This window comes from Sphingobacterium sp. UBA7038 (assembly GCF_002494055.1).
GTDB lineage: Bacteria > Bacteroidota > Bacteroidia > Sphingobacteriales > Sphingobacteriaceae > Sphingobacterium > Sphingobacterium multivorum.
In genome coordinates this window covers 86,206-112,462 of the sequence record NZ_DLAV01000031.1, presented here as the reverse complement: position 1 = coordinate 112,462, position 26,257 = coordinate 86,206, and the positions used below count along the sequence as shown (strand labels likewise).

Here is a 26,257-nt window from a genome sequence, read left to right as displayed (position 1 = left end):
TTCGGCAATATGAAACATTTTATCCAATTCTCCTTGATGCTGATTGCTTATGTATTCTTCTTTTCCAGCCCCCTGTTGGCACAAAATCCAGAGCGCACCAAAACTATCCCGATCACAAGTGATTCAGCATACAGCAAGATAATTCAAGTGCTTCAGGATAGCGGTTATTTTATTGCACAGCTCGATCGGCCTTCGGGATTTATTCAAACTAGTACGTATCTCGAAAACAATAATCTCCTAAGCAATAAAGAAGGAGAAAAATTAATTTTCAACTTCCTGATCAGCCCTTTACAAGCTAAAAGAGCAAAAATAGTTTTAAATATATTTTCAATAGAGAGGCGTAAAGGCGGGAGCTTTGATGCACCTAATTATTATGATGAAGATAAGGGGATCGTCCGGGACAATAAAGCCTACCAGCAAATTTGGGATAGGATACTCCCCCTATTTCAATAAGTACAATCAAGATAAAGCCCAGCTGATCTCAGTTCACCTGGGCTTTTATAATAAAAAAAATTAGATCGAGATGGTCAGTAAAGGAACATCCAGACCCGATGCCATCATCCGTGTTTTACTCCGGTGGGTCAATGAGCTCCAAAAACCGTACTTATAGGGGATCATGACCAGCAGATCCGTACTGCTCTCTTTTACTTCGTCCCGGATCGCTTTTACAACCTCATTGGAGGTTACATTTTTGTAGTAATAACTTACGATTCCCATCACATCGTTGATGGTTTCACGTGTTTCTTTTCCTTTTTCCTCATTCAGCTGCTCAACAGTTTTTCGAATATTGAGAACCTCCAGTACCGCACCAAATTCAGCGGCAAAATCCTTGACTTTTTCAAGAATTTCCTTTTGTACACCACGAACAATATCACAGGCAAAAAGAATATGCTCCAGACCCGTAAATTTTGCGCCCAGCGGAACGGAAAGGATAGGTATTTTTAACTTACTGATTGCTGCCGTAGTGGTATTCCCCAGCATGTCCTGATCAAAGGAACGTTTGGCCATTCCCATCACCAACAAATCCGCATTCGTCTCCTGGATGCATTTTGTCATCTGGTCATAAAACAAACCTGCCGCAAGATAAGGAATAGTCAAAACACCACTTTCGGCCGTAATCGCCTCGGCTTTACGTCGTAAAACCTTACTTTGATGTTCAAAAATCTTGAACATAGAATCGGGAGAAAGTCGTGCGTTCATTGCATGAATGGAAGGATTTTGAAGAGAAAATAAAACGAGCTCGTATTCTTTTCCTGCAAAAACTTCCATAATAAACTTTAAGGCATGTTCGGCCTCTTCAGCATAGTCTGTGGCAACAATAATCCGTTTCATATGGTCTAATTTAATTCAATAAAAAATCCCTTTTTATTACATTCAAGTTAACGAAAAATAATAAATCTATCAAACGGAGAATTGTCTCAACTGGGTCAATTTTCTCCCGATTTTTGGCTATTTTAAGTAGCTAGCCTTTACAAAAGATGCTTTTTTCAGATAATCGATACTTTGTTGTAAACCGGTATAAATATCGTTACGTGTTTCTTCCAGCTCAACAAAAATATATTGCAGGCCAGCAACTTTTGAATTGTTAAAAATTGCATCGAAACCGACCATACCACTTTGGCCAATTTCGCGGTGGTCCTTAATGTGCAAAGCCTTGAATCTGCCCGCATATTTATTGAAGTAATCAACCGGACTAACTTGCCCCATGACCGCCCAATAGACGTCCATCTCGAAGAATACATGTTCAGGATTTGTATGCTCTAACATATAATCGTACATCACTTTATCTTCCACTTTTCTAAACTCATGCGAGTGGTTGTGGTATCCGTAAATGATTCCTTGCTGACGGCATTTCGCACCCACAGCATCCAGGTAGCGACATTGCGTTTCCAGATCCTTAAGTGTTTTAGGTACATCCATCCAAGGCGTGACGATGTATTTCATTCCCGCTGCTTTGTGCGTAGCAATACATTCGTCCCACCATTTTAGGGATTCTGTAAAATCTCCAGAGCTTAACTCTTTCTCTGATAGCGTTTTCGTTGCATGTGATGAAATCACCTTCATTCCAGCTTTTTCAACTTTTGCCTTAAACTCTTGTGGGCTCAAGTTATATAATTTACCATCTTTGTATCCAGCAGCTTCCACTCCTGTATAACCCAATGCTGAGATCTTTTGCAGAATCTGGTCGAAATTGGCGTTTTTACCGATTTCTTCACGTACAGAATATAACTGTAGACCAATTTCCTTTTTTGCAGCTTTCTGTTGTGCAAATGTTGGACTAACAGCCAACATCATACATCCAGCTACCAATGTTCCGATAAGAGTTCTTCTTTTCATTTAGTGCTCAATTATTTATTACAGACTTCGTTAAACGCAAAATTATTTGTAAACGCAGGTTTACAGGTTGTTTAGGTTTGTCGCGTTAATTATAGCCGCAATGTATGCAAATACTCGAAAAAACACAATGCTTTACCGTTTTATTTATTCACGTCGCGTGCTCAGCGCTCCATAACATGCTTTTTTATAGGAATAAAAATATACCCAACTCAACGATTTACAATTTGCAACTGTTCTATTTACAATAACAAACAAGTTGAGTGATGGAAAATAAATATGAAACCCCCGAACATAGCGATCAAAAACAGGAAGAGAAACTACCTGATGTTGCCGTTGAGGAAAAAGATGATGAACCTGCCGGTCGAAATCTCAAACGTACACTTATTATTGCAGTATGTGTGTTGATTGTGTTTTATCTGATTTATTATTTTATGAGTGGACAATAACAGGCGAATAGCCGCAACCATGCAACTCACCACAGCTCCGGCGGAACTTGACGGATTCTTGGAAACCGAAGCCGGGCAAGTCGACTTTTGTCGTCATACACAATCTGGTAGAATCTGACCAAAATTTCGGTCATTGTGCCGACGTACTCGACAATTTACCACGGCTCCGGTGGAACTTGACGGATTCTTGGAAACCGAAGCCAGGTAAATTGACAATATCTGCTTAAATAATTTCGTTTTTCATTCGCCTGTGTGCTACTAGATAATAACTTTTTATATTGGTTTACACAGGACGGTGACGTAGGGTCTATTTACTAAGCAAATCTCAGTACCGATTAAATCATCTGTTATAACAAATATAAAAGAAAAAATAATAAATACAAATTTTTAAACAAAATAATGAACTATATTTTGCGCAAATTGTCATTCAATTCGTTGTATGACGGATGAAGACAAAGCATTACTGGAAACAATTGGTTTACGCTTTCGCGCGAAACGAAATGATCTTTATTATTCACTACGGGATCTATCCCATCTAACAGGCATTTCAACAGGAACACTCAATGGTATAGAAAAGGGAAAAGACTTAACGCTCACAAACTTTTTAACTTTATGCCGCAGCCTGGAAATCCAACCGACGGTATTTTTTCAGCATGATATTGTTTTTAATTCGCCCTATTCCCTACCTCCTGATGCGCAGGAAAGAATCACGCTAAGCAAAAAACTGGATGACCTCGTCTATCATTCGGATTTTTTCCACGCAGCACGACGTGTTTCGGAAGTGTTGGTCCAATTGGGTATTGACAAGAGCCAAAGCAACAAATTCTCTGTTTATCTAACCAACTATTGTGAAGAGGGAGCCCTCGTCTATCAGCAGCATGGTAACTATAAAACCTATCGTAAAAAAAAGGTAAATAAAAAGGACTAAACTTCTTTGTTGGAAAGTTCACGAAAACGGTTTGCCCTTCTAAACGTTCCCAAATCATTAAAACGAACCCCATACTTGCGCAAAATTTCTTGTGCCTTCTTGCGCCCAATATGACGTACGTAAAATGTCTCATTGACGACAAAATGATGGATGCTATGTGTCCAACCGAAAAAGAAACAAAACAATTGCATCGGAAAAGTCCACCAAACTGTCAATACTTGCGTCTGCTCAATAACATTTCCAGCTTCAACATCACCAAAATAATGCATGTTTGATGTAATAAAATGCAAACAAAACTGACGTAATAAGTTTGGCAATAGAATAACATAAATGATCCCATGCAGACTTATCAACATGTTATTAACATAGTGTGGAAAACTCAAATCTAACTCAAAAACCTCACTTAACCAACCAAATAACAGGTCTGCAAAAAAGAAATATAAAATCACATGTGCAAAAATCGTCACTGGAACAATGCTCAAAAACATAATCCGTTTTAGTTTTGAAGAAGTCTCCAACTTTAGATTTCCATTTTTCACCTCGCTGTCCATATCGTTAAACATGCGATGCAGTCGAAAGAGCCCACCCAACACAACATCGGGAGTTGTTAACAGACGTTTGATCGACCACTGCTCGCCATTCGTAACACTGCGTTCCTCAACATCATGTAATGTACCCGAAAACTTATGATGATGATGATGCAAGGTCCTGCGTATCCAAGGATTTACCGTCAATGGACGTAATATCCATACACTAAAAAGCATAAAATGATGAATTGCCTTTTGTCTTTTAAAATAAAGCCAATGAATCAGATCATGCTCTATTTCATGCAACACGCCCATAAAAAACGCATTACTGACAATCATAAGCCAAGTTGGAACAACAGCGCGAAACCAAGCTATCGATACAACGACAATTGCCAGGGTCGCCAGTGCGAATAGAGCCATTCCAATACTGTTCTGACTTTTTAAGATGGGATACATTCCTTTAAGCTGCTGGTAGGAAAGATTTATTTCCCTCCTAATCTGGCTCGACTTTTCCTGATGTGTCAAATTCGATGTGATTTAATTGGTAAAAATAAGTTTTTTTTTCGCAAACACCAATTTACCAACACCTCATCAATAAGCGATTTCACCCAAAAAAAATAATGCACTTAAAGGGATTTGGTAGGGACTTTATAGGGACCTTATAGGGACCTCATTCGGATGAAGCCGTCTTAACTACCTATTAACTCCCTATTACGTAACACCTTATTTACAATTATTTAATAGATTAAACTAAACTTATCTATTCGTTGTGTGTTAGTACCCCTACACATTTAATTTAATACTATGGCAAATGTAACACAGGGTGTAAATGGTCCTCCCTCGGGCAAAGTGGGGGCAGTTGTTTTTTGTAAATGGAAAGAGATCAATTATGTCAGGTCTCTTCCGAGGGTGAATAAAAAAAGAGCACTTTCTGAAAAGGAAGTGAACAACCGAAACAAATTTGGACTTATGCAACAATTCTTAAGTCCTTACACGAGAGTCATACGGCTCGGTTTTTCCCTCTACGCCAAAAATATGACAGCATTTAATGCGGCGATGTCCTATAACCTTCACCATGTCATGCAACAAGACGATGAAGGTTTTCATATCGATTATGAAAAGATTGCCATAAGCCGAGGTTTGGACGAAGAGATTACAGGGGCAACATTTCAATTGTTGAACGAAACTATCCATATCACTTGGGAACTAAAAAACACCGAAAAACTCTTGTACGAGGATCTGACAGATTTCCGAACCTTGGTACTCCTCATTCCTGAAAATCCAATAAACGCTTCACAAGGTGTTTTACTTCAAAATTACATTATGGATTTGCGAGAATCTATTCAAATACCGAAACTAACCCAAAGTGATACATATCATCTATATCTAGGTTTTGTTGCAGCTGACGGAACTAATCGGAGCATGAATAGCAGCTATCTCGGAAATATAAACCTAGAAAGAGGATTAAGTTCCTTCCGGGAATTAAATTCATCAACAGGAGAAATAAAATAATTCAAAAACAAACACACAACACACTTAATCACAATAAGATAACAACATTTTAACACCGAATTCATGTTAATATGCTTACTTCGTATAAGCGATATGATTTACAATCGATGGTTTCAACAGCCACATCAATTTCGGCCATGAAGCCAATCGTCTTTATATCTAGTAGGCATTTGGTTACCCCCTCAGCAATCCTCAACACATATCCATGTGCAAGTCCTACTACTTTCTCTATTCAGTTCGGCAAGCTCATACCTTGCCGAACATTCTATTACCCAACGGATCCCCGATTACGATTTAACTTCCAAAAGGATCTGTCTTTTTTTCGGTCTTTACGATTTTAACCAAATGCTCCAATGCATTTTTCAGACGCTTAGCATCTTCTTCCGTTTGGATCGCCCATAAAATTTCATCCGTGCTTGGCGAAGACTTAAATCGAATTTGATAACCGGATTTTACTCTTGCAATGACAAGTACATCTGATTTGGCAATATCACTTCTAAAATGCTGGCCACTGGAAAGAAAGACTGTTAACACCTTCCCATCTACCGTTACCGTGTCAATTTTCGTATCCTTATAACGGTAAGCTACCTTATATAGCTTATTAATATAAGCCATGGTCTGTTGTTTATTCAAGCTCGCATTTTGGGCTACTGATGGCACTGTAATACCAATAGCCAAAAGAAAGCACAAGAAAAAATTCTTCATTTATCTAACATTTTTTATTTCCATATACTATAACAACACATCGCTCAGATTGCACTTACTCACCAAATATCACATAGCGCAAATCAGCAGAAGCAAAATACGTTCCTTTTATTGATGAACTAAAAATATAGATTTTATTTACTTTTTTACTTATTGCCCCACAAACTAAACTTATTTCCAGTAGCCGCATTTCGATTGCTGCTACTGAAAAATTCATCTTTAGCCATTTTTAGTTATTCTTTCGATCTCGATAAATCCCGTGCATTCTCTGCCATACGGATAAATTCAGCACGATAACCTTCCTCATCTTTGCCTTTGGAAGCTTTTGCGCGCGCGATGAGCTGATCAAAACTGGCCTTTTGCTTAAAATCAGAATCACGAAGTAATAGACCAAGTTCCGCTACCGCAGTGGCGAACTGTAAATCTTCACTCACGCGATTCAATTCCGTAACAGTAGTTCCTATCACCTTTTGTTGCAACTTGCTTTTCTCCCCTTCGGGCTCCTTATACCGAAATTTCACGGTTGCCAGTTCAGCATTTCTCCGCTCAGCTACCGGATCCGCTTGTTGTTGATATTTTAAGGGGTCTACCGTTCCGACCATCCCAGACTCCACACCGACCGGTACAATTTCATATAGGGCTGTCACCACATGACCTACCCCCATATCACCACCCATCTTTTGATCGTCATTGAAATCTTCAGCTTCCAACAAGCGGTTTTCGTACCCCACTAAACGGTATGCCTGCACATAACTGGGATTAAATTCGACCTGGATCTTGACATCTTTCGCAACGGTAAACAAGGTTCCCCCGAATTCGGTCACCATCGCTTTTCGTGCTTCAGAAATGTTGTCGATATACGCATAATTCCCATGCCCTTTGTCTGCAAGGATTTCCATCTTACTGTCCTTCAGATTCCCCATGCCATACCCCAATACTGTGAGGAAAACCCCCGATTTACTTTCTTTGGCAATCAGCTCTTCCATCGATTCGTCACTGCTTTCCCCAACATTGAAATCGCCGTCACTAGCCAAAATAATCCGGTTGTTTCCACCTTTGATAAATTGTTGCTTCGCAATTTCGTAAGCCTTCTTAATTCCTGCAGCTCCAGCAGTACTTCCACCGGCTTCCAGCTCCTCAATAGCCGATTTAATTTTCATCTTTTCATCACCGGGCGTACTCTCCAGTTTTACCCCTGCCGATCCAGCATAGGTCACAATGGCAACATGGTCTACAGCACGTAGTTGATCAACCAACATCTTCAGCGAAGCTTTCACCAAAGGCAGACGCCCCGGTCCCATCATTGATCCCGACACATCGATCAAAAACACCAGATTGGAAGCTTTAAGATTCGCCGTCGGTATATCTTTCGCCTTTAATGTTACGCGCATGAGCTGATGTGTAGTATTCCAGGGTGCCTTGGTCAATTCGGTGACGATATTTACAGGTTCGCCATTCTTAGGTCCGGCCACTTGATACTGAAAGTAATTGATCATCTCTTCAACCCGTACCGCATCTTTTTCAGGTAGTGTTCCTGAATTGATAAAACGACGTACGTTACTATAGGAAGCAGCATCAACATCGGCCGCCAACGTTGATAAAGGTTCTTTTCGTGGATTGATAAACTTGTTTTCCTTTATTTTTTGATAAGATTCTTGGTTCTGATTAGGCACATAACCCGTCCCTCGAATATACAGACCCGATACTTGCCCTGACAAAGCTGCATTAACATTCATCACCGACGCCGTCTGACGCTTCGCCCTGCGCTCAGATCCGGTCACCACAACTTCATCCAGTGTGGTGTTTTGTTGCGCCAAGGCCACATCAATCGTTGTCCGATGGTTGACCGCTATCCGTTGCTCAAGATATCCGATATAACTAAAAATCAAGGTATTTTTACCGTCAAGGACTTGAATACGATAGTTTCCCTTATCGTCGGTCCGCACCAGCGCTTTTGTAGCAACATTGCTAACCTGTACGCCCGCAAGGGCAGTCCCTGTATTCGCATCGACAACCTTACCGCTGACCTCATATCCCTGATTGGCATGTCCACCTAAGGATAGCAACAAGCCTATTACAAAAAGTATTGCTCTCATATCTTTACATTTTTGCCAAGGGATGCCACAAATATTAAATTTCCATAAACCAGAAAAAAAAAATATTTTTAGCCAATAAAATGTTCGCATTCAAGTCGTCAAAAATAGATACAGCACAAGACCACGAGCTCTTGCTGCACTACCAGGAATCCATGGAGCTCCAGGTATTGGGGGATCTATACCAGCGACATACCGAGATGGTATACTATGTTTGTTTACGGTATCTCCAAGATTCCGAATTGAGCAAAGATGCTGTCATGAATATCTTTGAAGAATTAATATATAAAGTCAACAAGCAAGAAATCAAGGACTTCCCAAGATGGCTTTATGTACTAAGCAAGAACCATTGTTTGATGTATTTAAGGTCTCAAAAGAACAAATCTCAAATTTCTTTGGATGAATTTGTGAAATTTCCAGGAGACGTGCATCAGTATGAACAATATGATGAAAAAGAAGAACAGCTAACAGCCATGGAAGGCTGTCTGGAAAAGTTGCCAGACAAACAGCAGCAGTCGGTCAGACTCTTCTTCTTAGAGGAAAAATGTTACAAAGAGATTAGCGAATCTACCGGTTATAGCTTGAACGAAGTAAAGAGCTATATACAGAATGGGAAACGGAATTTAAAAAATTGCATGGAGGCTTGGAATGAGCAACAGTAATTACGACATAGCATACTTAAAGAAATACGTCAACGGCGAATTATCTCCTACGGAGATGTACGCGCTTGAACGTGAGGCACAGCGTGACCCCATGCTGGCCGATATTCTTATGGGTATGGAAATGGATCAGAATAAAACCGTACTTACAACAATCAACAACCAAATTGCACAACGTGTTCAGAAAAATAATACCGCTAAAATAAAGGTCTTTGATTGGAAGAAACTTGCCATCGCCGCAGCGGCAGTGATCGTATTGGGGATTGGTCTCCTCCTTTACCGTCGACAGGACAAAAATTCATCCGAAGCGAGGCGTACCGCCGAAGTAAGTATTACGCAGGAAAAACCCAAAACAAAGGTTACAGCAGCAGATTCTATCATTCCTTCAGATGATATTGCATCAAAAATAGGATCTCAAGATCATTTGCCACAATTAGCCGATAATAACCGAACGCGGCTTCATGAACAGCATCCACTCGAAGAGGTGACCGTTTTATCCCGGGAACCATCCCTGCGTGTAAAATCATTGGAAGAAATGAAGGAAGGTCTCAATAATGATCGCCCTGTATTTGGATTAAGGCCTGCAGACAGTACAATTGTTATCGGTTATGCACCAATGGCAAAGAAAAAAGATGCTTCCCAAACCATTATGATTCGTGGAACATCAAGTTTAAACAATACCCTTGCAGGCAGGGCTCCGGGTATTGCGATGCCACAACAACAAGGTACCCCGCTACAACTTACAATTCGGGACAAAGAGACAGGCTTACCTATTTCGGGAGTGACAATCATTCAACCCAATAGCAAGTTTGCGACAAATACCGACGCACAGGGACAAGCGACCATCCAACCCAGCACAATGGATTCACTCGTCGACATCATGGCTCTGGGCTACAATTCTGTCGCATTGAATATGCGTCGCAGCAAAAATACGACGATCAAACTGCAACCTTCCGGCGCCTCACTTGATGAAGTCGTCGTCACAACGATGTCTTCACGCAAATCAAAAAGTGCCGAACCTATCTGGGGCTGGAGATCGTTCAACAATTATATCAAGAAAAAAACAGCTAAAAGCCGCTATGAGGGCACTGTCCGTTTAAGCTTCTATATCGATAAAGATGGACTCCCAACAAATATCAGCGTTCTCCAAAGTGCAAATGATTACCTCGATGCCAAAGCCAAAGAGATTCTACTTTCGGGACCAAAATGGAAAGGGGAAGACTACCGCTATGTCACGTTAAGCTTCGAATTCACCTTGTAAGGATGCGATCTGAGCACATCCTATCTAATTACAACACAAGTTTATCTCGCTATCGGGACAAATAAGCAATCGCAATTGATCGATCCATTTATCTTTTCAACCAATTTAATTTATAAGGGTTTGGATTTAAAATTATTTCATACTTTAGTGTTATAATTCTTAACCATACAGTCATTTTTTATGAAAAGTTTTTTCACTGGCCTCCTCCTGCTTAGTGGTGTATACCTACAAGCGCAAGATTTTTCGTTCGGTAAAATAAAAAAGGAAGATTTTGCCATTACTGTTGACAAAATAGATACAGCAGCAAATGCCTTTGTCTTACGCGAATATGGATCAGCCGAAGTAAGTTATGATAAAAACAAAGGTCCGGTTGTTCAATTTTTCAGACACGTCCGCATTAAAATATTAAATAAGGAAGCTTATAATTACGCTAATTTCAGTATCCCTTTATATAAAAGCGGCAACGACCGGGAAGTCCTTATGGACATCAAGGGAGCGTCCTATCACCTCGTCGGAGATAAGGTTGTAGAAACAGAGATGACGAAAGCGAATATTTTTAACGAAAACGCCTCAGAAAACTATGCGGTAACGAAAGCGGCCATTCCGCAGGTCCAAGAAGGTACAATTATTGAATACCGCTACCGCACAGAATCGCCATTTATTTTTAACTTAAATGCCTGGGAATTTCAGGAAGATCTCCCAAAAATTTATAGCCAATACGTCACGCGTATTCCCGAAGTTTTTCATTACAAAGCCAATTTAAAGGGGGGATTAGCCGTCAGTGACCGGAAGGTAGAAAATTACAACACAGGCCTGGATTCTCAAGTTGGAGAAGTCTTAGGCAATAAAACCACCTATACCATGGAAAATATTCCGGCTTTCCATACCGAAGATTACATGACCTCTTCCAAAAATTTTAGGTCAATCATTTTCTTTGAGCTTGGTCGGTATAGCATTCCAATGGGACCGACAAAAGACTTTTCGCTCACGTGGGAAAATGTCAGAGATAAACTCGTACAGGACGAAAGTTTTGGTGGACAGGTAAAGCGAAAAACGGCATTGAAAGAGTTCATTGAACCGGTATTGCAGGATTCAAAAGATGACCTGGAGAAAGCGGTACGACTGTATACCTACTTCCAGAAACAAATAAAATGGAATAACCGCCATTCGATCTACGCAAAAAATATCAAAGAAGCCATCGAAAAAAGAACAGGCAATAGCGCCGATATTAACCTTGGACTGGTCAATGCCTTACGTTATGCGAAACTAGATGCCATCCCTGTTATTTTATCGACACGTGAGAATGGCTATGCAGGGCTCTATGCACCAGCGATATCAGAGTTCAACCATGTCATTGCCCAGGTAAAAATAGGTGAAAACTACTACCTGCTGGATGCGACCTCTCCCTATGAGATGTTTGGAAATATCCCAATGAAATGTGTCAACTTTCAGGGAAGATCAATTCCCCTGGAAGGCGAATCTGACTGGGTAAAGCTCGAGGCAAATCTTGCATCTACTTACAGTAACTTCTTCTACGGTGAACTGTCGGAAGATGGTGCATTAAAAGGAAAATGGATTACCTCACGTAACGGTTACGGTGCTTCCAAAATGCGTGAACGCCTTCAAGGAAGTAATTCTGAAGAAGAATTCTACGAAAAAATAGATGAAGAAAACAATCGCATCAAAATCAATAGTTTTAAAGTATCGAATCGGGAATCCCTTGATAAACCGCTAACGGAGGAGTTTGAAATTGAGATTAAGAATTTTGCAACCCTGCAAAATGAGCAACTTCTATTCAATCCTTATATTGACACAAAAATGTCCAAGAATCCCTTCAACCTTACGGAGCGGAATTATCCGATCGACTTTGGTTCTTTAGTCCAAGAAGAGTGCTACATTGAAATCAAACTGCCAAAAGGCTATGCATATCCAACGGAAGGAAAGTTAAAAAACATCAGTATGGCTCTTCCTGAACGTGCGGCCCGATATATTTTCAAAATCAATAATACAACACCGGATGTTCTGATCATCGAATCTGCAACACAATTAAACAAACCCTTGTTTATGCCGGAAGAGTATTTTGATTTAAAAGAGTTTTTCAGTCGGATCATCCAGGCAGAAAAATTAGATGTTGTACTCAAAAAAATATAACGATATCACTTAACACAAACTTCATTTTATATTGACGATTAGCTTAAATAAGGGTGATAACTTTGAATATCAAAAAATAGTAAAATGATTAAAGATTCAGATTTATTCGAACTAGAGAATACCTTCCTTGGTGAAGGTTTCGAATTAGATGGTGATGATATTATCACCGATGAAGACTAGGTCTTCACTTTTTTAGCAAGTATTATTCCCCTTATATAATCTCAAAGCCCAGACATTCTTTGCTGGGCTTTTTCTTTGCTCCGTTGTTCGGCAATTTGGCCAAACCTTATTATTTCTCTATCTTTATGTCATCCTGACAATCCGCCGTTGAGCTAACCCAGCTTCTATTATTACGGGAACGCAAGTAATAGGTTTAAAGCAAATAACACACATGAGAAAAATAATATTGGATCTGGCCATGACCTTAGATGGCTTTATTGAAGGCTCACAGGGAGAGGTTGACTGGTGCATTATGGATGATGACATGGATTTCGATGGCTTTTTGGCTTCGGTCGATACCATCTTTTATGGCCGGGTGAGCTATGATGCCTGGGGTAATTTCCAACCGGGTGCTACGGCCGATGAAACGGAAATAAATCTTTGGAAAAATGTCCATGCGAAGAAAAAATATGTTTTTTCCAGTCAAGCAAGACAAGATGAAAACGCTACTTTCATCCAAACTGATATCACTGAACATGTTCAGGAAATAAAAGCACAGCCCGGAAAAGATATTTGGCTATATGGGGGAGCACGTCTAATCACAACATTCATCCAAGCCAACCTTGTTGACGTCTATCGCATTTCCGTTCACCCCATTGCCCTGGGAAGTGGCAAGCCTTTATTTGAAAACTTACCTGAACGACTATCTCTAAAACTTGTTCAAAGCGTCACATTCAAATCGGGTGTTGTTCAGTTAATCTATATCCCTCAACATGAATCTTAACCGTCAGGCAGCCCCACAGATCGCTGACCAGATGATTAGGAAAGTGCTAGATCAACTCGAAAGTATATTTATGCCCCATTGCTCGCACCTATCGGAAGATCAACCAGGTAGAGCCTATTATGGTTTTAATTTTCAACTGGGCAACAAAAACTTCAAATTTAGGAAGGCTAAGATAACACCAAGAAAAGTGGGGTTATTCATTGCTCTTTGGAAACGTGACAGCGATGGTCGACCATCCCCTTTACTGCAGATGATCCTTTCGATTATTACCTTATTTTAGTTGGGCAAGACCAGCATTGCGGCTTATTTGTTTTTCCAAAACAGGCGCTCATTGAACATGAAATCCTCACAGCAGGTTGTCAAGTGGGTAAACGCGGATTCCGAATTTATCCAAATTGGAGTACCCCAACCAACAAACAGGCTAACAAAAGCAAACAATGGCAGCACACATACTTTGTGGATTGCTGTGGGTCCCCTCAGGAAGGTAATAACAAATTGGCCCATATACTGCAAAGCAACTAGTCGATATTTCCGACCAAATCGGCATAAGCAGCATGCAACAAAGAAATTGCCGTCACCATACTTTGTTCGTCAAGATGGGCAAACCCCAACCGCAATGCTGTAACGGTTTTATTTTGATAAAGGCAATTACTCGGCAACAAGAGTCCTAGCAACCGCACTTTTTCTTGCAAGGCTGTCAGCGAAACAACCCGATTAAACTGTATCCAAAAAGCCAGTCCCGAGGACGGGATTTCAAACCGGATCTGATCTTCAAAATGCCGTAACAGCAATTGGGCAAACAATTCTTTTCGCTCAGCAATTGTTTTCTGAAATTTACGCTGATACCGAAAGATATCACCCTGGTGGATAATCTCACCCAATGTCTTCTCGATCATAAAATTCGGCTTTCCGAAGATGTTCAAATACTTTTTTCCCTCTTCCAGCAGATCCTGAGGTGCGATCAAAAAATTCATTTGGAAACCAGGATCAAAGAAACTACCGAAAGCGCCTGTATAAATCACGCGGTTACCGCCATTTTTCCGGAAAAGTGATTCACCTTTCTCCTTAAAAAAGGAAGACTCAAAATCTACATCATCCTCAATAATAATAAAGTTATACTGCTCGGCCAACTGTAACAGTTGAATTTTCCTTCGCTCGGAAAGGTTAACCGTCGTTGGATACTGACACCTGGTATTGAGGTAAACACACCTGATTTCTCCCGGTCTAAATTGATCTCCGATCTTATCTACAATCATCCCCTCCGCATCTACGGGAATGGTTTTTAGCTTGGCCCCAGCTTGACTAAAGATCATGTTAGGTAAAAAATAACTTAAATTTTCTACCAATACAATATCGTCGGGTCGGATCAATAATCGGGATAAAATTGAAAAAATCTGTTCCCGGCTGGCAATCGGCAACAAGAAATTCCGGGAAAGATGAAATCCTCTTGTTAAATTCAGATAATAGCTTAACTGATCCCTAAAAAACAAATTCCCTTCTGTCGTCGTCGGAAAATCATCACTTTTCTTTTTCCGTTTCACCATGGATGCATAAAAACGCACCAGTTCCTCCGCTCCAATGACATTATAATCAGGTGTTCCGTCCGTAAAATAGTACCTTTCGGGAACCTCTGAAATAGGCATATCCAATATGAGTTCCTTTCTAAAAAAATAAGGCGCAAAATCAGGGGGCTGTCTAAAGGCTTCAATCGCCGACCCGGAAGTACCGATAAGCTCGGGATTTTTCACAAAAGTCCCGCGATTAGGCAAAATTTTTACCCAGCCCTGTTCCTGCAATTCCGCTAAAGCGGCTACAATAGTTTTTCGGTGCACGCTCAGCTCTTCAGCAATCTTCCGGCTTCCGGGCAACAAATCCCCTTCTTCCAATAGATTTCGCTTGACGGCATGGATAAATTGATATACAATCTGTAGATAGACGGCATCTTCCTTACGGCGATCTATCTTAATAATGGAATTAAAACCTATACTAACCGGACTACTCATTATGTTTATTTCGGACTACCAAAGTTATCATTTAAACTATAATCTTTGCAATCATCATGAAAAAATAATCGCATTGAATTGCTAAATCCGAATGGTCATTAGGTAAAATAGATTTGATTTTAGCATAAAAACTTAGCATTAATATGGAAACAAAACCAAAATGGACGCAGGAAGAAGTTGTCGCTTTATACAACAAACCAATAATGGATCTGCTTTATGAAGCGGCATCGATACATCGGAAATATCACGACCCCAACAAAGTACAAGTATCCACATTGATATCCATAAAAACAGGTGGGTGCCCCGAAGACTGCGCCTATTGTCCCCAGGCCGCACGTTACCATACGCATGTAAAATCGGAAGGCTTAATGAGTGTAGAGCAGGTAAAAGAGCAGGCACTGGCAGCCAAAGCTGGAGGTAGTTCAAGGATCTGTATGGGGGCCGCCTGGCGCAATGTTAAAGATGGCCCTGAGTTTGACCATGTACTTGATATGGTCCGAACACTGAATAGACTTGACATGGAAGTCTGCTGCACGCTAGGAATGCTGACCGAAAACCAAGCACAACGCCTTTCAGAAGCTGGACTATACGCCTACAACCACAACCTCGATTCCTCTGCCGATTACTATAAGGAAATTATCTCGACCAGAAGCTATGACGATCGCCTTCAAACGATCGAAAATGTCCGTAAAACAAACATAACGGTATGTAGTGGTGGTATTATTGGGATGGGAGAAAGTATAGACGACCGTGCCGCGATGTTGATCACACTTGCTTCACTCATTCCACAACCCGAATCGGTACCGATCAATGCGCTCGTTCCTGTAAGCGGTACTCCAATGGAAGTCATGGAAACAGTTTCGATATGGGAAATGGTACGCATGGTGGCTACAGCCCGAATTTTATTGCCCACCACACAAGTTCGCCTTTCTGCAGGACGTACCAACATGAGTACAGAGGGGCAAGCGTTATGTTTTTTCGCGGGAGCCAATTCAATTTTCTCAGGCGACAAACTCCTCACCACGCCCAATCCCGACGTCAACCAAGATATGGACATGTTTAAAACGTTAGGTTTAGTAGCACAACAGCCTTTCGAGAAAAGAAATCAACCCGAAACCATCGCAACTGAGATGGCACATTACCATGATCTTGGTGAACGGCCAAAATGGTCAAGACCCGAACATAAAATCCAGCGCAACATCGCTAAGCAGCAAGACAAATAACAGCAGCAAAACAAATAACAGAACTAATTCGGCAGACCATCATGGAAAGAGAAGAAATCAATCAACACGACCTTATCGATGATTTTGATAAAGAGCATCTTTGGCATCCGTATACCACCATGACAAATCCCTTACCGGCCTACAAGGTTAAACGGGCAGATGGTTGTATAATCGAGTTGGAAAATGGACAGCAGCTTATCGATGGTATGTCCTCCTGGTGGTGCGCCATCCATGGCTACAATCACCCCATCCTTAACGCTGCGGTCGCAGCACAGCTCAGTAGCATGTCACACATGATGTTTGGTGGACTTACGCACGAACCAGCAATTGCTCTCGGTAAAATACTGCTTGACATCACCCCTACTTCACTCAACAAAATATTTTATGCCGATTCGGGTTCTGTTGCTGTAGAAGTTGCGCTTAAAATGGCTATTCAATACTGGGTCTCACAAAAAAAGACCAACAAGACAAACTTTGTCACGATTCGTTCGGGGTACCATGGTGATACCTGGAACGCAATGTCGGTCTGTGATCCCATTACTGGAATGCACCGCATCTTTGACCATGCTTTACCCAAACGCTATTTTGCCCCTGCCCCAAAAATAGGGTTTGAGAAAGAATGGGATGCCAATGACATCCAACCCTTGGCAGACCTGATCTGCTCACACAAGGACGAATTGGCCGCACTCATCCTTGAACCTATCGTCCAGGGAGCCGGTGGCATGCGTTTTTACCATCCGGAGTACTTGCGTCAGGCAGCACAGCTCTGCAAAGAAAATCAACTTCTTTTAATCTTTGATGAGATTGCTACCGGATTTGGGCGCACGGGCAAGCTCTTTGCCTGGGAGCATGCCGGAATAGTGCCCGATATCATGTGTATCGGCAAAGCCTTGACCGGTGGCTATATGACGCTATCCGCCGTGATCACCTCAGATCATGTTGCGAATACAATCTCCAACGGTACACCAGGTACGTTTATGCACGGGCCAACTTTTATGGCAAACCCCTTGGCTTGCGCAGTAGCCCACGCTTCCATCAAACTACTATTGGCAACGGACTGGAAAGCGAAAGTAACGTTAATCGAAGAACAATTGAGAAGGGAACTTAGCGCTGCAACAGCGCTGCCCCAAGTCGAGGAGCTCAGAATTCTAGGTGCAATTGCAGTCATCGAGATGAAAAACTCCGTCGATCTCTCCAGCATACAACAGCGGTTTATCGAAGAGGGAATTTGGGTAAGGCCATTCGGAAAACTGATTTATATCATGCCCCCTTTTATCATAAATGAAGGTGAGCTTCACAAGTTAACACAGGCATTGCTAGCCGTAATCAGCACAGTCCAATGATTGAAAACAGTCTAATCCAGCGCATTGAAGATGAATTATTCGCCCTTGAAAAACAAGGGAATAAACGAAAACTTCCCCTTATCAAACAACAGGAAAACACAGCACAGGAGCATGTTAAAGAGCATTACAACCTCTCATCGAACGATTATCTTGGACTTGCGACAGATCAGATACTTCGTCAAGAATTCCTAAACTCGGTGACAAAGGATAATGCTGTATTCAGCGCTTCCTCTTCGCGTCTACTCACAGGAAACCATGCACGCTATACGCAATTGGAAACAAAGCTGTGCCAAATGTTCGGTACGGAAAGTGCATTGGTGTTTAACAGCGGCTACCACATGAATGTAGGCATACTTCCTGCAGTTTGTGATACGCAGACATTAATTCTCGCCGATAAGGGTGTCCACGCAAGCCTAATTGACGGCATCCGACTATCCAATGCGACCTGCTACAGGTACCGGCATTCCGATTATACGCACTTAACGCATTTATTGACAAAATATGCCCATCGCTTCACAAGCATCATCATCGTTACAGAAAGTATTTTTAGCATGGATGGTGATTGCACGGACCTCAACTATCTGGTCAGTCTAAAACAACGTTTCCCCAATACCTTACTTTATGTCGATGAAGCTCACGCCGTAGGGGTACGCGGAATACAGGGACTTGGCTGCGCAGAAGAACAGCAATGTATTGCCGATATTGATTTCCTGACAGGCACCTTCGGAAAAGCTTTGGCATCGGTCGGTGGCTACCTCCTATGCAGGGAACCCATCCGAAATTATTTGATCAATAAGGCACGTACTTTACTTTTTACAACCGCCTTACCACCGATCAATCTATTATGGAGTATATTTATTTTGGAACGCTTGAGTGAGTTTACAGATAGACGTCAAAATCTGCACAAAAATAGCCTATTGCTCAAACAGCACATAATTGCCAAAGGCTTTAATTGTCCCTCAGAGAGTCATATTTTACCGGTCATTATCGGTAATAACAAGGAAACGGTACTGAAAGCAGAAGACCTGCAGCAAAAGGGATTTTACGTGCTTCCCATACGCCCGCCCACAGTACCAGAAGGAACATCAAGAATCCGAATTTCACTGACAGCAACAATGACATCGTCCATGATCAAACAACTCGCAGCAAGCTTATGATACTTAAAAGAATCGCTCCTAAAAGAGTCACTCCGGTCGATAATTTGCCGGAGCAGCATCTTCAGGCAAAATCCAACGAAAAACTACTGTTATTCTTTGCAGGCTGGGGCATGGATGAACATCCTTTTTTGCACTATTCCCCAGTCGGCAAAGATCTTATTGTTGCCCATAGTTATACGGATTTACTGTTGGACAAAAGTCTACTGGCAGGCTACCAGGAAATTGAGGTTTTCGCCTGGTCTATGGGGGTATGGGCGGCATCAATGGTACTGCCCGAACTTCAAAACAACAATTACCCCATCAGCACATGCACTGCAATCAATGGAACACCATTTCCAATAGATGACGAAAAAGGAATTCCTAGCCAGTTGTTTAAAGGAACATTGGATACCCTGAGCAATAAAACGTTAGAAAAATTCAGATTACGCATGTGTGGTTCCAAGGCCCTTTTTAACTACTTTCTTGAAAGAGCCCCCCAACGCGACATCGAAGACCTCCGTTCAGAGCTCATCGCGATTGAAAAAACAGCTGGTGCAAAATCAGCAGCGGCATTCCAATGGCATCAGATATATATAGGCAAAGAAGATCGAATCTTCAACTTAGAGAATCAAAAACGTGCCTGGCCCGGTACTGCATATACGATAATCGATGCTACTCATTATCCCGAACAATTATTTAAGCACCTTTTAAGATGATCATCATGATGGACAAACAAAGGATTAGGTCCCGTTTCGCTAAAGCGGCATCTAACTATCAGTCGGCAGCGATCGCCCAATACGAAATAGCAAAAAAAATGATCAGGTTGATGCAGGAGAACATACAGCTAAGACCCCAAAAAGTATTGGAAATTGGCTGCGGAACAGGGCTTTTTTCGCGGTTAATCCTACAGCATATCAAACCTAAAAAAATGGTTTTAAATGATATCTGTCCAGCAATGATGCCCGAAGTAATGGATATTTTGACAGCATCGCACACGTTCATCTGTGCTGATGCAGAAACTTATGCTTTTCCCAAAGACATCAATCTAATCGCGTCCTGTTCTACGATTCAGTGGTTCAACAATCCTCGCGCTTTCTTTGAAAGATGCTATGGATCCCTTCTGGATTCCGGTATCCTTGCCTTCAGCACTTTTGGACATGACAATATGCACGAGATCAATGCAACGGCACATGTTGGACTAACATATCGATCTAAATCGGAACTTATCGCCGAACTTTTAGCGTTGAATTATAAGATCCTCGTTGCACAAGAAGAACATTTAAAACTACACTTTGAAAGCCCACTACAAGTTCTTGTTCACCTGAAGCAAACGGGGGTAACGGGAATAAAAAATCACCGGTGGACAAAAGGCACACTTCGGGCTTTCTGTGCTAAGTATACATCTGACTATGGGACAGAAGAGGGCGTGTCCCTAACCTACCATCCCATCTATATTATAGCAATAAAAAGCAACAGCTGAGCACTCGAATTACAAACAATCGAACAACCTACAAGAGAAACATAGCAATGAATGAAAATATCTATTTTGTTTCCGGCATAGACACCGGGATCGGAAAAAGTTATGCTACTGGCCTCCTCGCGAAACAATGGAATACAAGCGGTATACGCACCATTACCCAAAAGCTTGTACAAACTGGAAATACAACTATTTCCGAAGACATCGTCCTCCATCGCCAACTCATGGAAATCCCATTAACAGCAGAAGATCACCAGAAAATTACGATGCCGGAGATTTTCACCTACCCCGCCTCCCCTCATCTAGCAGCACGTCTAGATAATCGTGAAATTGACTTTAAAAAGATCAGACAGGCTAGCTTAACATTAAGCCAACGCTACGACGCTGTTCTTATTGAGGGTGCTGGTGGGTTGATGGTTCCATTAAGAGAAGATTATCTGATTATCGATTACATCCAAGAAATGCAGTATCCGCTTATTTTTGTCACCTCTGGAAAATTAGGGAGTATCAATCATACCTTACTTAGTCTGGAAGCGATCACCAAGCGCAAGATCAATCTACATACCTTGGTTTACAATACATTCCCCGTTCATAAAGACCACACTATAAGTACGGACACGGAGTTGTATCTTCGTCGTTATATAGAAACAAACTATCCGGAGACCTTATTTGTTCGCGTGTAAATAAGGTCAAGCGGATACTATTGACGATATATAGCAACAGCAGGGAACCCATTCAATAAGAATTGACCGCCATCCCTGCTGAAACAGTACAGATTATGCTAATAATGGATCAGTTGTACACGCAACACCTGTTTCCAAGCGCCCTGCGAGCTGAATGACGAAGCTGCTGTCTCCCTTGATTCGTACAGCAATATCATACCAATTTCCTTGACTTTCAACATCCAGGGTCAATGGAACTTCTTCGGCGGGAGCTATTTCTTTCGTTGTTGCATATTTTCCATAGCTAAGGCTCTCGACAACTACCGTTATCCGCTGGTCGCTCTTGTTCCTGATTCTCAACTGCAATTTCCCTGTCGCTGCCTGAGTTAGCGCTTTCAGTTCCGGAGAAACGGTAGCCTCTAGTGCTGCTGCTCCTTTTTCTCCCGAAAATTTTCGATAAAAACCATTTGGTCCATGCAATTCAAAAGCATAGCGATCTCCTACAAATCTTGCCAGGTCCCACTGATATGCCAAACGATCACCGGCCTTCACCGCAAAATTCCAATTACGAAAGGTTTCACTTTGCCCCTGTTCATCACGATATTCCAACGGACTATAAACGTTGAAGGCTGTACCGGCTGTCCTTTTTCCGAAAAACTTGTCGTCTACAGTCATTGTTAGATAAAACTGTCCGTCTTTCACACAGCCCACCGCATCATGCGCATAAGGCAATGGCAGGGATTTACGAATGCCCCGTTCCTGTATACGGTCAAATCCCGGAATCCATCCGCTTTTAGTCGCAAGATCAGGATCTTTGACCTCAACAAAGCCTCGCGGATCATCTTTGAACTGCGCATTGTATATTGTTTCGATATATTGATTCCGATCAAGAAAAGGGAGTTGTTCCTTTTGCTGAGTAAAAGGTGTAAAAGCGGTTGTCAAATCACCACAGATTGTTCTACGCCATGCACTGATGTTTTCCAAATGTATATTCTTGTTCAGCTTTTTGTTAAAGAAAGATTCCAAAAATTGCAAAGTAGATGTATGATCAAATAACTGAGAGCAGACCTTACCACCTCGTGACCAAGGCGACGCAATATACATGGGAACACGAAAACCTAGGCCCACAGCGCCTTCGCGTGCCTGCTTTTTAGGAATCCCCTGTTTTAGCTCATTTTCTAAACGAACCATCTCCACCTCCGTATCGATCCCAGGAGAACAGGCCCCTGTATCTTTCTTCTTTAAATCAGGTACAAGGAAAGGTTTAACATGATCATAGTAACCATCGTTTTCATCATAGGTAATGATAAAAATTGTTTTTTTCCAAACCTCGGGGTTCTTCGTTAAGATATCTAAAACTTCAGATACATACCAAGCTCCATACCAGGGCGCACTCGGGTGGTCCGAGAAATTCTGCGGACCGGCCAACCAGGATACGGCAGGCAATTTACCAGTATCAACGTCTTTCCGAAATTGATAAAGAATATCTCCTTTAGGGACTTCCAGCGTGCTTTTTTTCCCCTGTGCCTTAAAACGTAAGGTATCAAGCGATCTGTAATTATTGTCCCCCTTGTTTACCGTAAACGCTCGCTCATTTAATGATTTCGTAAAATCACTTAGCTTTTTATAATTGTTTGGATTGTATTCCTTTAGTTCGGTCTCCGCTCGCTCCAGTGCCTCACTTTTTTTGCGAATATCAGCGCGTATCTTTTCGGCTTGTTCCTCGGAAGAAGGAGACTTCTCTTCCAACTTGGATATCTGCATGGGCAAATCCCGAACCTGTGTTTCCAGGCTTCTGATATAGTTATCCTTAAATTTAACTTGATAAGCCTGAAAAAACTCCAGTAGATTACACCCAAAATTGGATAGCCATGCCCTTTCCTGTCCGGAAAACCCGCCGCCACAGCTTGTCTCATTTTGATAAAAACGCCAGTTAATGCCATTCTTTTCAAGCAATTCCGGAAAAGTTTCCCAGGTCATTTTACCATAGCCAAAGTCATCATTCCGAATATTCGCTTTTTGCAGACCATCTTTCATCTCTGTAATCTTACCCGTCCAGAAAAAGGAACGGTTAGGCGTAGTGCTGGTCATGCCCGAGCAAAAATTCTGATCACATACGGTAAAAGCATCTGCTAAGGCATAATGAAAGGGCAAATCTTCACGTGTAAAATACCCCAATGTTAAGGGCATAGCCGCATATTGTTTATTCCCTGATTGCTTCGATAACAGCCAATGATCGTAACGACCTTGGTTAAAGGCATCCACCTGGCTTGCACGACTATGTGGAAGCGAACCCATCCAGGTCACTTTACTTTCCTTCAGATTTAATCGAAAAGGAGCATACGTTTTTCCCTCTTTGTCCGTTTGATACCATACGGGTAAACCGTTGGGTAAACGTATCGAACGCGGATCATTGAAACCCCGGACTCCCGAAAGACTACCTAGCGTATGATCAAAGGATCGGTTCTCCTGCATCAGGATGACGATGTGTTCGGCATCTAAAAAACTACTTCCAGGGTCAGGGTCTATGGCAAAGGCTTTCTGGATCGATGCGGGCATGAAGCTGGCAATACCTGCTGCTCCTGAAAATAGTAGGGTCTTTCGTAGGAATTCTCTTCTGGTTTCCATAACACTTATTTATAATTTCGATTTGAATCTACTTAGATTTCTTTTTGTTTCATATTTCTTCGTGTAAATCTTATGTTACCAAATTAAGTACGAAGAAAACATCTCCTTGATTGGATGACAAAAATTTGTTTATTTTTACGAAAAGACAACAGATATAAATATGGTGGACATTTTGCTGCTCGAAGACGACAAGGTACTCTCTAAAGAGATCCGATCTTTTCTATTAAGCCAGGGCTTTACCTGTGATCAAGCCTTTGATGGAATTGATTTTTTGGCCAAAACACACCAGAAGAAATATGGTTTTTATCTATTGGATATCAATGTCCCCAAAATCAATGGATTGGAAATCTGTAAAAAGATAAGAAGCCATGACGCCTTTACACCAATTATTATTCTCTCGGCATACGATGATATAGATGATAAAAAGGAGGCATTTCTCCGGGCTGCTGATGACTATTTGGTTAAACCTTTCGTCTTAGATGAATTGTTGATGCGCATCTATTCCCTATTACGTCGGCAACAACATAGCGAAAGCAATGAAACAAAAACCTTGGTAGTCGATGATCTGATCATTTATCCTGATGAGGCCCGAGTATTACGTGCAAATGAAGAAATTAATCTTACTCAAAAAGAATTTCAACTGCTGCTTATCTTAGCACAGGCAAAGGGTCGCACCTTGTCCAAGCAACATATATCGGAGGAAGTATGGCAAAATCAATTTCAGACAACACAGAATACAATTGAAGTCTATATCAACTTTTTGCGTAAGAAGATTGATAAAAACTTTGAGAATAAACTGATCCATACAAGACCGGGCTTTGGTTATTACCTAGCGGCAGAAAAATGAATTTAAAGAAGAAAATAGCGATTAGCTTTAGTATTGCATTCTCCGTGCTTTTCGGTATGGCGATGTTGATTATCTACTATGCTAGTTTCGATTTTCGGAAAGATCAATTTCGGCAGCGACTGATTGATAAATTGGACAATATTTCCCATTATATCGCCAGTAACCCCTATTTCAACCGCCAGTCTTACAAAAACTATTTTCACGATGACGAAGATGGCCTTTTCTATGAAGATGTTATCATCCTCGACAAAAACAAACAGCTCGTCTTCAGTACCGTAAAGGATCAGACCATTACCTGGAATGCTTCGATTGTCAATCGGCTAAATCAGGAAAAACAGATCTTCTACAATCAGGACCAATATGAAACGCTGGCCAAATATTATCGCATCAACGGTTTACCCTATTATATTATCGTAAAAGCACAGGATTACTCCGGAAATGAAAAAATGGACCATCTAGCGCTCGTCCTAACGATATTATTTGTCCTGAGCGCTGTTCTGGTCTGGGTATTTAGTTATAACCTCATCCAGCGCCTGTTGATCCCGCTCGATAAATTAAAAGATAATATTACACAGATTAATGCCAGTAAACTTACCAAACCTGTCGAGTATACCGGTCATACCGATGAGATTGCTGTACTGACCCGAGCATTTAATACCATGCTGCTGCGGCTTTCGGCTGCTTTCGAATCGCAGAAAGAATTTAATTCCAGCGCCTCACACGAACTGCGCACACCGCTTGCCCGAATGTCCTTTCAGCTGGAGAACCTCTATCATCAAAATCAGCTGAGTGAAGACGTAAAGCAGGTTTTGCGTAACATATCCAAAGAAACCTTACATCTTTCGGAGGTAACCGATTCGCTGATGTTACTTTCAAAGTTCGACTCTGAGCGTTTGAAAATGACCTATAAGGAAGAGCGGATCGATGAAATTATCTTTATGGCTTATGAAAAAGTAGCCAAGGTATTCCCCGACCTGCAACTGGATTTTTCAATCGGTGGGATCGAAGACCCAAAACTTAGTATTTTCTGTTCCGCACAATTGATTGAAATTGCTTTTGTGAATTTATTTAAAAATGCCGCGCTCTACTCCGATACCAGGGAGGTAAAGGTGATGATTGTAGAATCAACCTTCGAACTCAAGGTACTTGTCAGCAATACTGGTCCGGCCTTGAGCACAATCGACCAAAAGCGGATTTTCGATGCGTTCAGCCGCGGTGAAAACGCGAGTGAAACAACAGGATCGGGCTTAGGACTACGTATCGTTCAGCGTATCATGCAGTCGCATCAAGCAACAATAGCATATCAGGCGGACCTAAAACAATCTACGCATACTTTTGTATTACTATTTAAATTGTTTCCTAACCGGGAAGTATAG

General features: G+C 41.5%; 24 protein-coding genes and 1 pseudogene. 17 read left to right on the top strand and 8 right to left on the bottom strand.

Annotated features, from left to right (window positions below):
* Window positions 1-9: 9 nt before the first annotated feature.
* Window positions 10-453, top strand: coding sequence for a hypothetical protein (locus B3H30_RS20095; protein WP_070565814.1), 444 nt, complete (start codon window positions 10-12; stop codon window positions 451-453).
* Between the two features lie 60 nt (window positions 454-513).
* Here the strand turns inward: B3H30_RS20095 and B3H30_RS20090 are convergent, their stop codons facing one another.
* A complete protein-coding gene (locus B3H30_RS20090; protein ID WP_070565812.1) occupies window positions 514-1,332 on the bottom strand; it encodes a universal stress protein in 819 nt (272 codons plus the stop codon).
* A 117-nt stretch (window positions 1,333-1,449) separates the two neighbouring features.
* A complete protein-coding gene (locus B3H30_RS20085; RefSeq protein ID WP_070565810.1) occupies window positions 1,450-2,337 on the bottom strand; it encodes a sugar phosphate isomerase/epimerase family protein in 888 nt (295 codons plus the stop codon).
* Between the two features lie 263 nt (window positions 2,338-2,600).
* Here B3H30_RS20085 and B3H30_RS20080 point away from each other — a divergent pair, with 263 nt between their 5' ends.
* Window positions 2,601-2,783: a hypothetical protein gene (locus tag B3H30_RS20080; RefSeq protein WP_070565808.1), complete on the top strand. Its 183-nt coding sequence runs from the start codon at window positions 2,601-2,603 to the stop codon at window positions 2,781-2,783.
* 439 nt (window positions 2,784-3,222) lie between these two features.
* Window positions 3,223-3,711 (top strand): helix-turn-helix domain-containing protein, encoded by a 489-nt coding sequence (locus B3H30_RS20075; RefSeq protein ID WP_070565806.1) that lies wholly within the window; start codon window positions 3,223-3,225, stop codon window positions 3,709-3,711.
* On the opposite strand, the gene B3H30_RS20070 is transcribed toward B3H30_RS20075, so the two are convergent.
* Complete coding sequence (locus tag B3H30_RS20070; RefSeq protein ID WP_286834809.1) at window positions 3,708-4,763, bottom strand: fatty acid desaturase; 1,056 nt, start codon at window positions 4,761-4,763, stop codon at window positions 3,708-3,710. The genes B3H30_RS20075 and B3H30_RS20070 overlap by 4 nt on opposite strands.
* A 279-nt stretch (window positions 4,764-5,042) precedes the next feature.
* Between B3H30_RS20070 and B3H30_RS20065 the strand changes: the two genes are divergently transcribed.
* Window positions 5,043-5,750 (top strand): DUF6266 family protein, encoded by a 708-nt coding sequence (locus B3H30_RS20065; protein ID WP_070565802.1) that lies wholly within the window; start codon window positions 5,043-5,045, stop codon window positions 5,748-5,750.
* A 294-nt stretch (window positions 5,751-6,044) separates the two neighbouring features.
* Here B3H30_RS20065 and B3H30_RS20060 read toward each other — a convergent pair whose 3' ends face one another.
* From B3H30_RS20060 to B3H30_RS20050, 3 genes are read right to left on the bottom strand one after another with little or no spacing between them, the layout of a single operon-like run.
* The gene (locus tag B3H30_RS20060; protein WP_070565800.1) at window positions 6,045-6,455 is read right to left on the bottom strand and encodes a hypothetical protein; all 411 of its coding nucleotides are present in this window, start codon (window positions 6,453-6,455) and stop codon (window positions 6,045-6,047) included.
* A 55-nt stretch (window positions 6,456-6,510) separates the two neighbouring features.
* Entirely contained in the window at window positions 6,511-6,672 is a 162-nt protein-coding gene (locus B3H30_RS20055) for a hypothetical protein (protein WP_159333293.1), read from the bottom strand.
* 16 nt (window positions 6,673-6,688) lie between these two features.
* A complete protein-coding gene (locus B3H30_RS20050; protein WP_070565845.1) occupies window positions 6,689-8,551 on the bottom strand; it encodes a vWA domain-containing protein in 1,863 nt (620 codons plus the stop codon).
* 80 nt (window positions 8,552-8,631) lie between these two features.
* Here B3H30_RS20050 and B3H30_RS20045 point away from each other — a divergent pair, with 80 nt between their 5' ends.
* From B3H30_RS20045 to B3H30_RS24930, 5 genes and pseudogenes are all read left to right on the top strand, one after another.
* Entirely contained in the window at window positions 8,632-9,210 is a 579-nt protein-coding gene (locus tag B3H30_RS20045) for an RNA polymerase sigma factor (RefSeq protein ID WP_070565798.1), read from the top strand.
* Window positions 9,197-10,468, top strand: coding sequence for a TonB family protein (locus tag B3H30_RS20040; protein WP_286834808.1), 1,272 nt, complete (start codon window positions 9,197-9,199; stop codon window positions 10,466-10,468). The genes B3H30_RS20045 and B3H30_RS20040 overlap by 14 nt, the downstream gene beginning before the upstream one ends.
* A 180-nt stretch (window positions 10,469-10,648) precedes the next feature.
* Entirely contained in the window at window positions 10,649-12,619 is a 1,971-nt protein-coding gene (locus B3H30_RS20035) for a DUF3857 domain-containing protein (protein ID WP_115046761.1), read from the top strand.
* A 391-nt stretch (window positions 12,620-13,010) separates the two neighbouring features.
* On the top strand, window positions 13,011-13,562 hold the full coding sequence (locus B3H30_RS20030) for a dihydrofolate reductase family protein (protein ID WP_112375548.1): 552 nt from the start codon (window positions 13,011-13,013) through the stop codon (window positions 13,560-13,562).
* Window positions 13,552-14,084: pseudogene (locus B3H30_RS24930) on the top strand (MepB family protein). The gene B3H30_RS20030 and the pseudogene B3H30_RS24930 overlap by 11 nt, the downstream one beginning before the upstream one ends.
* Here B3H30_RS24930 and B3H30_RS20020 read toward each other — a convergent pair.
* Entirely contained in the window at window positions 14,081-15,565 is a 1,485-nt protein-coding gene (locus tag B3H30_RS20020) for a PLP-dependent aminotransferase family protein (RefSeq protein ID WP_115046758.1), read from the bottom strand. The pseudogene B3H30_RS24930 and the gene B3H30_RS20020 overlap by 4 nt on opposite strands.
* 143 nt (window positions 15,566-15,708) lie before the next feature.
* Between B3H30_RS20020 and bioB the strand changes: the two genes are divergently transcribed.
* From bioB to bioD, 6 genes are read left to right on the top strand one after another with little or no spacing between them, the layout of a single operon-like run.
* Window positions 15,709-16,788: a biotin synthase BioB gene (gene bioB / locus B3H30_RS20015; RefSeq protein WP_115046756.1), complete on the top strand. Its 1,080-nt coding sequence runs from the start codon at window positions 15,709-15,711 to the stop codon at window positions 16,786-16,788.
* A gap of 41 nt (window positions 16,789-16,829) precedes the next feature.
* Entirely contained in the window at window positions 16,830-18,131 is a 1,302-nt protein-coding gene (gene bioA / locus B3H30_RS20010; RefSeq protein WP_115046755.1) for an adenosylmethionine--8-amino-7-oxononanoate transaminase, read from the top strand.
* Entirely contained in the window at window positions 18,128-19,288 is a 1,161-nt protein-coding gene (locus B3H30_RS20005) for an 8-amino-7-oxononanoate synthase (RefSeq protein ID WP_115046754.1), read from the top strand. The genes bioA and B3H30_RS20005 overlap by 4 nt, the downstream gene beginning before the upstream one ends.
* Complete coding sequence (locus B3H30_RS20000; RefSeq protein ID WP_115046752.1) at window positions 19,285-19,983, top strand: DUF452 family protein; 699 nt, start codon at window positions 19,285-19,287, stop codon at window positions 19,981-19,983. Before B3H30_RS20005 ends, B3H30_RS20000 begins: the two co-directional genes overlap by 4 nt.
* Window positions 19,984-19,988: 5 nt before the next feature.
* Window positions 19,989-20,747, top strand: a complete 759-nt coding sequence (gene bioC / locus B3H30_RS19995; RefSeq protein ID WP_286834807.1) for a malonyl-ACP O-methyltransferase BioC — start codon at window positions 19,989-19,991, stop codon at window positions 20,745-20,747.
* A gap of 47 nt (window positions 20,748-20,794) precedes the next feature.
* Complete coding sequence (gene bioD / locus B3H30_RS19990; protein ID WP_115046750.1) at window positions 20,795-21,427, top strand: dethiobiotin synthase; 633 nt, start codon at window positions 20,795-20,797, stop codon at window positions 21,425-21,427.
* Between the two features lie 93 nt (window positions 21,428-21,520).
* On the opposite strand, the gene B3H30_RS19985 is transcribed toward bioD, so the two are convergent.
* Window positions 21,521-24,034 carry a phosphocholine-specific phospholipase C gene (locus B3H30_RS19985; RefSeq protein WP_115046723.1) on the bottom strand — a complete coding sequence of 838 codons (2,514 nt, stop codon included), beginning with the start codon at window positions 24,032-24,034 and terminating at the stop codon, window positions 21,521-21,523.
* 160 nt (window positions 24,035-24,194) lie between these two features.
* Between B3H30_RS19985 and B3H30_RS19980 the strand changes: the two genes are divergently transcribed.
* Both B3H30_RS19980 and B3H30_RS19975 read left to right on the top strand, forming a co-directional pair.
* Window positions 24,195-24,881: a response regulator transcription factor gene (locus B3H30_RS19980; protein ID WP_201303577.1), complete on the top strand. Its 687-nt coding sequence runs from the start codon at window positions 24,195-24,197 to the stop codon at window positions 24,879-24,881.
* Window positions 24,878-26,257 carry a HAMP domain-containing sensor histidine kinase gene (locus B3H30_RS19975; protein ID WP_115046722.1) on the top strand — a complete coding sequence of 460 codons (1,380 nt, stop codon included), beginning with the start codon at window positions 24,878-24,880 and terminating at the stop codon, window positions 26,255-26,257. The genes B3H30_RS19980 and B3H30_RS19975 overlap by 4 nt, the downstream gene beginning before the upstream one ends.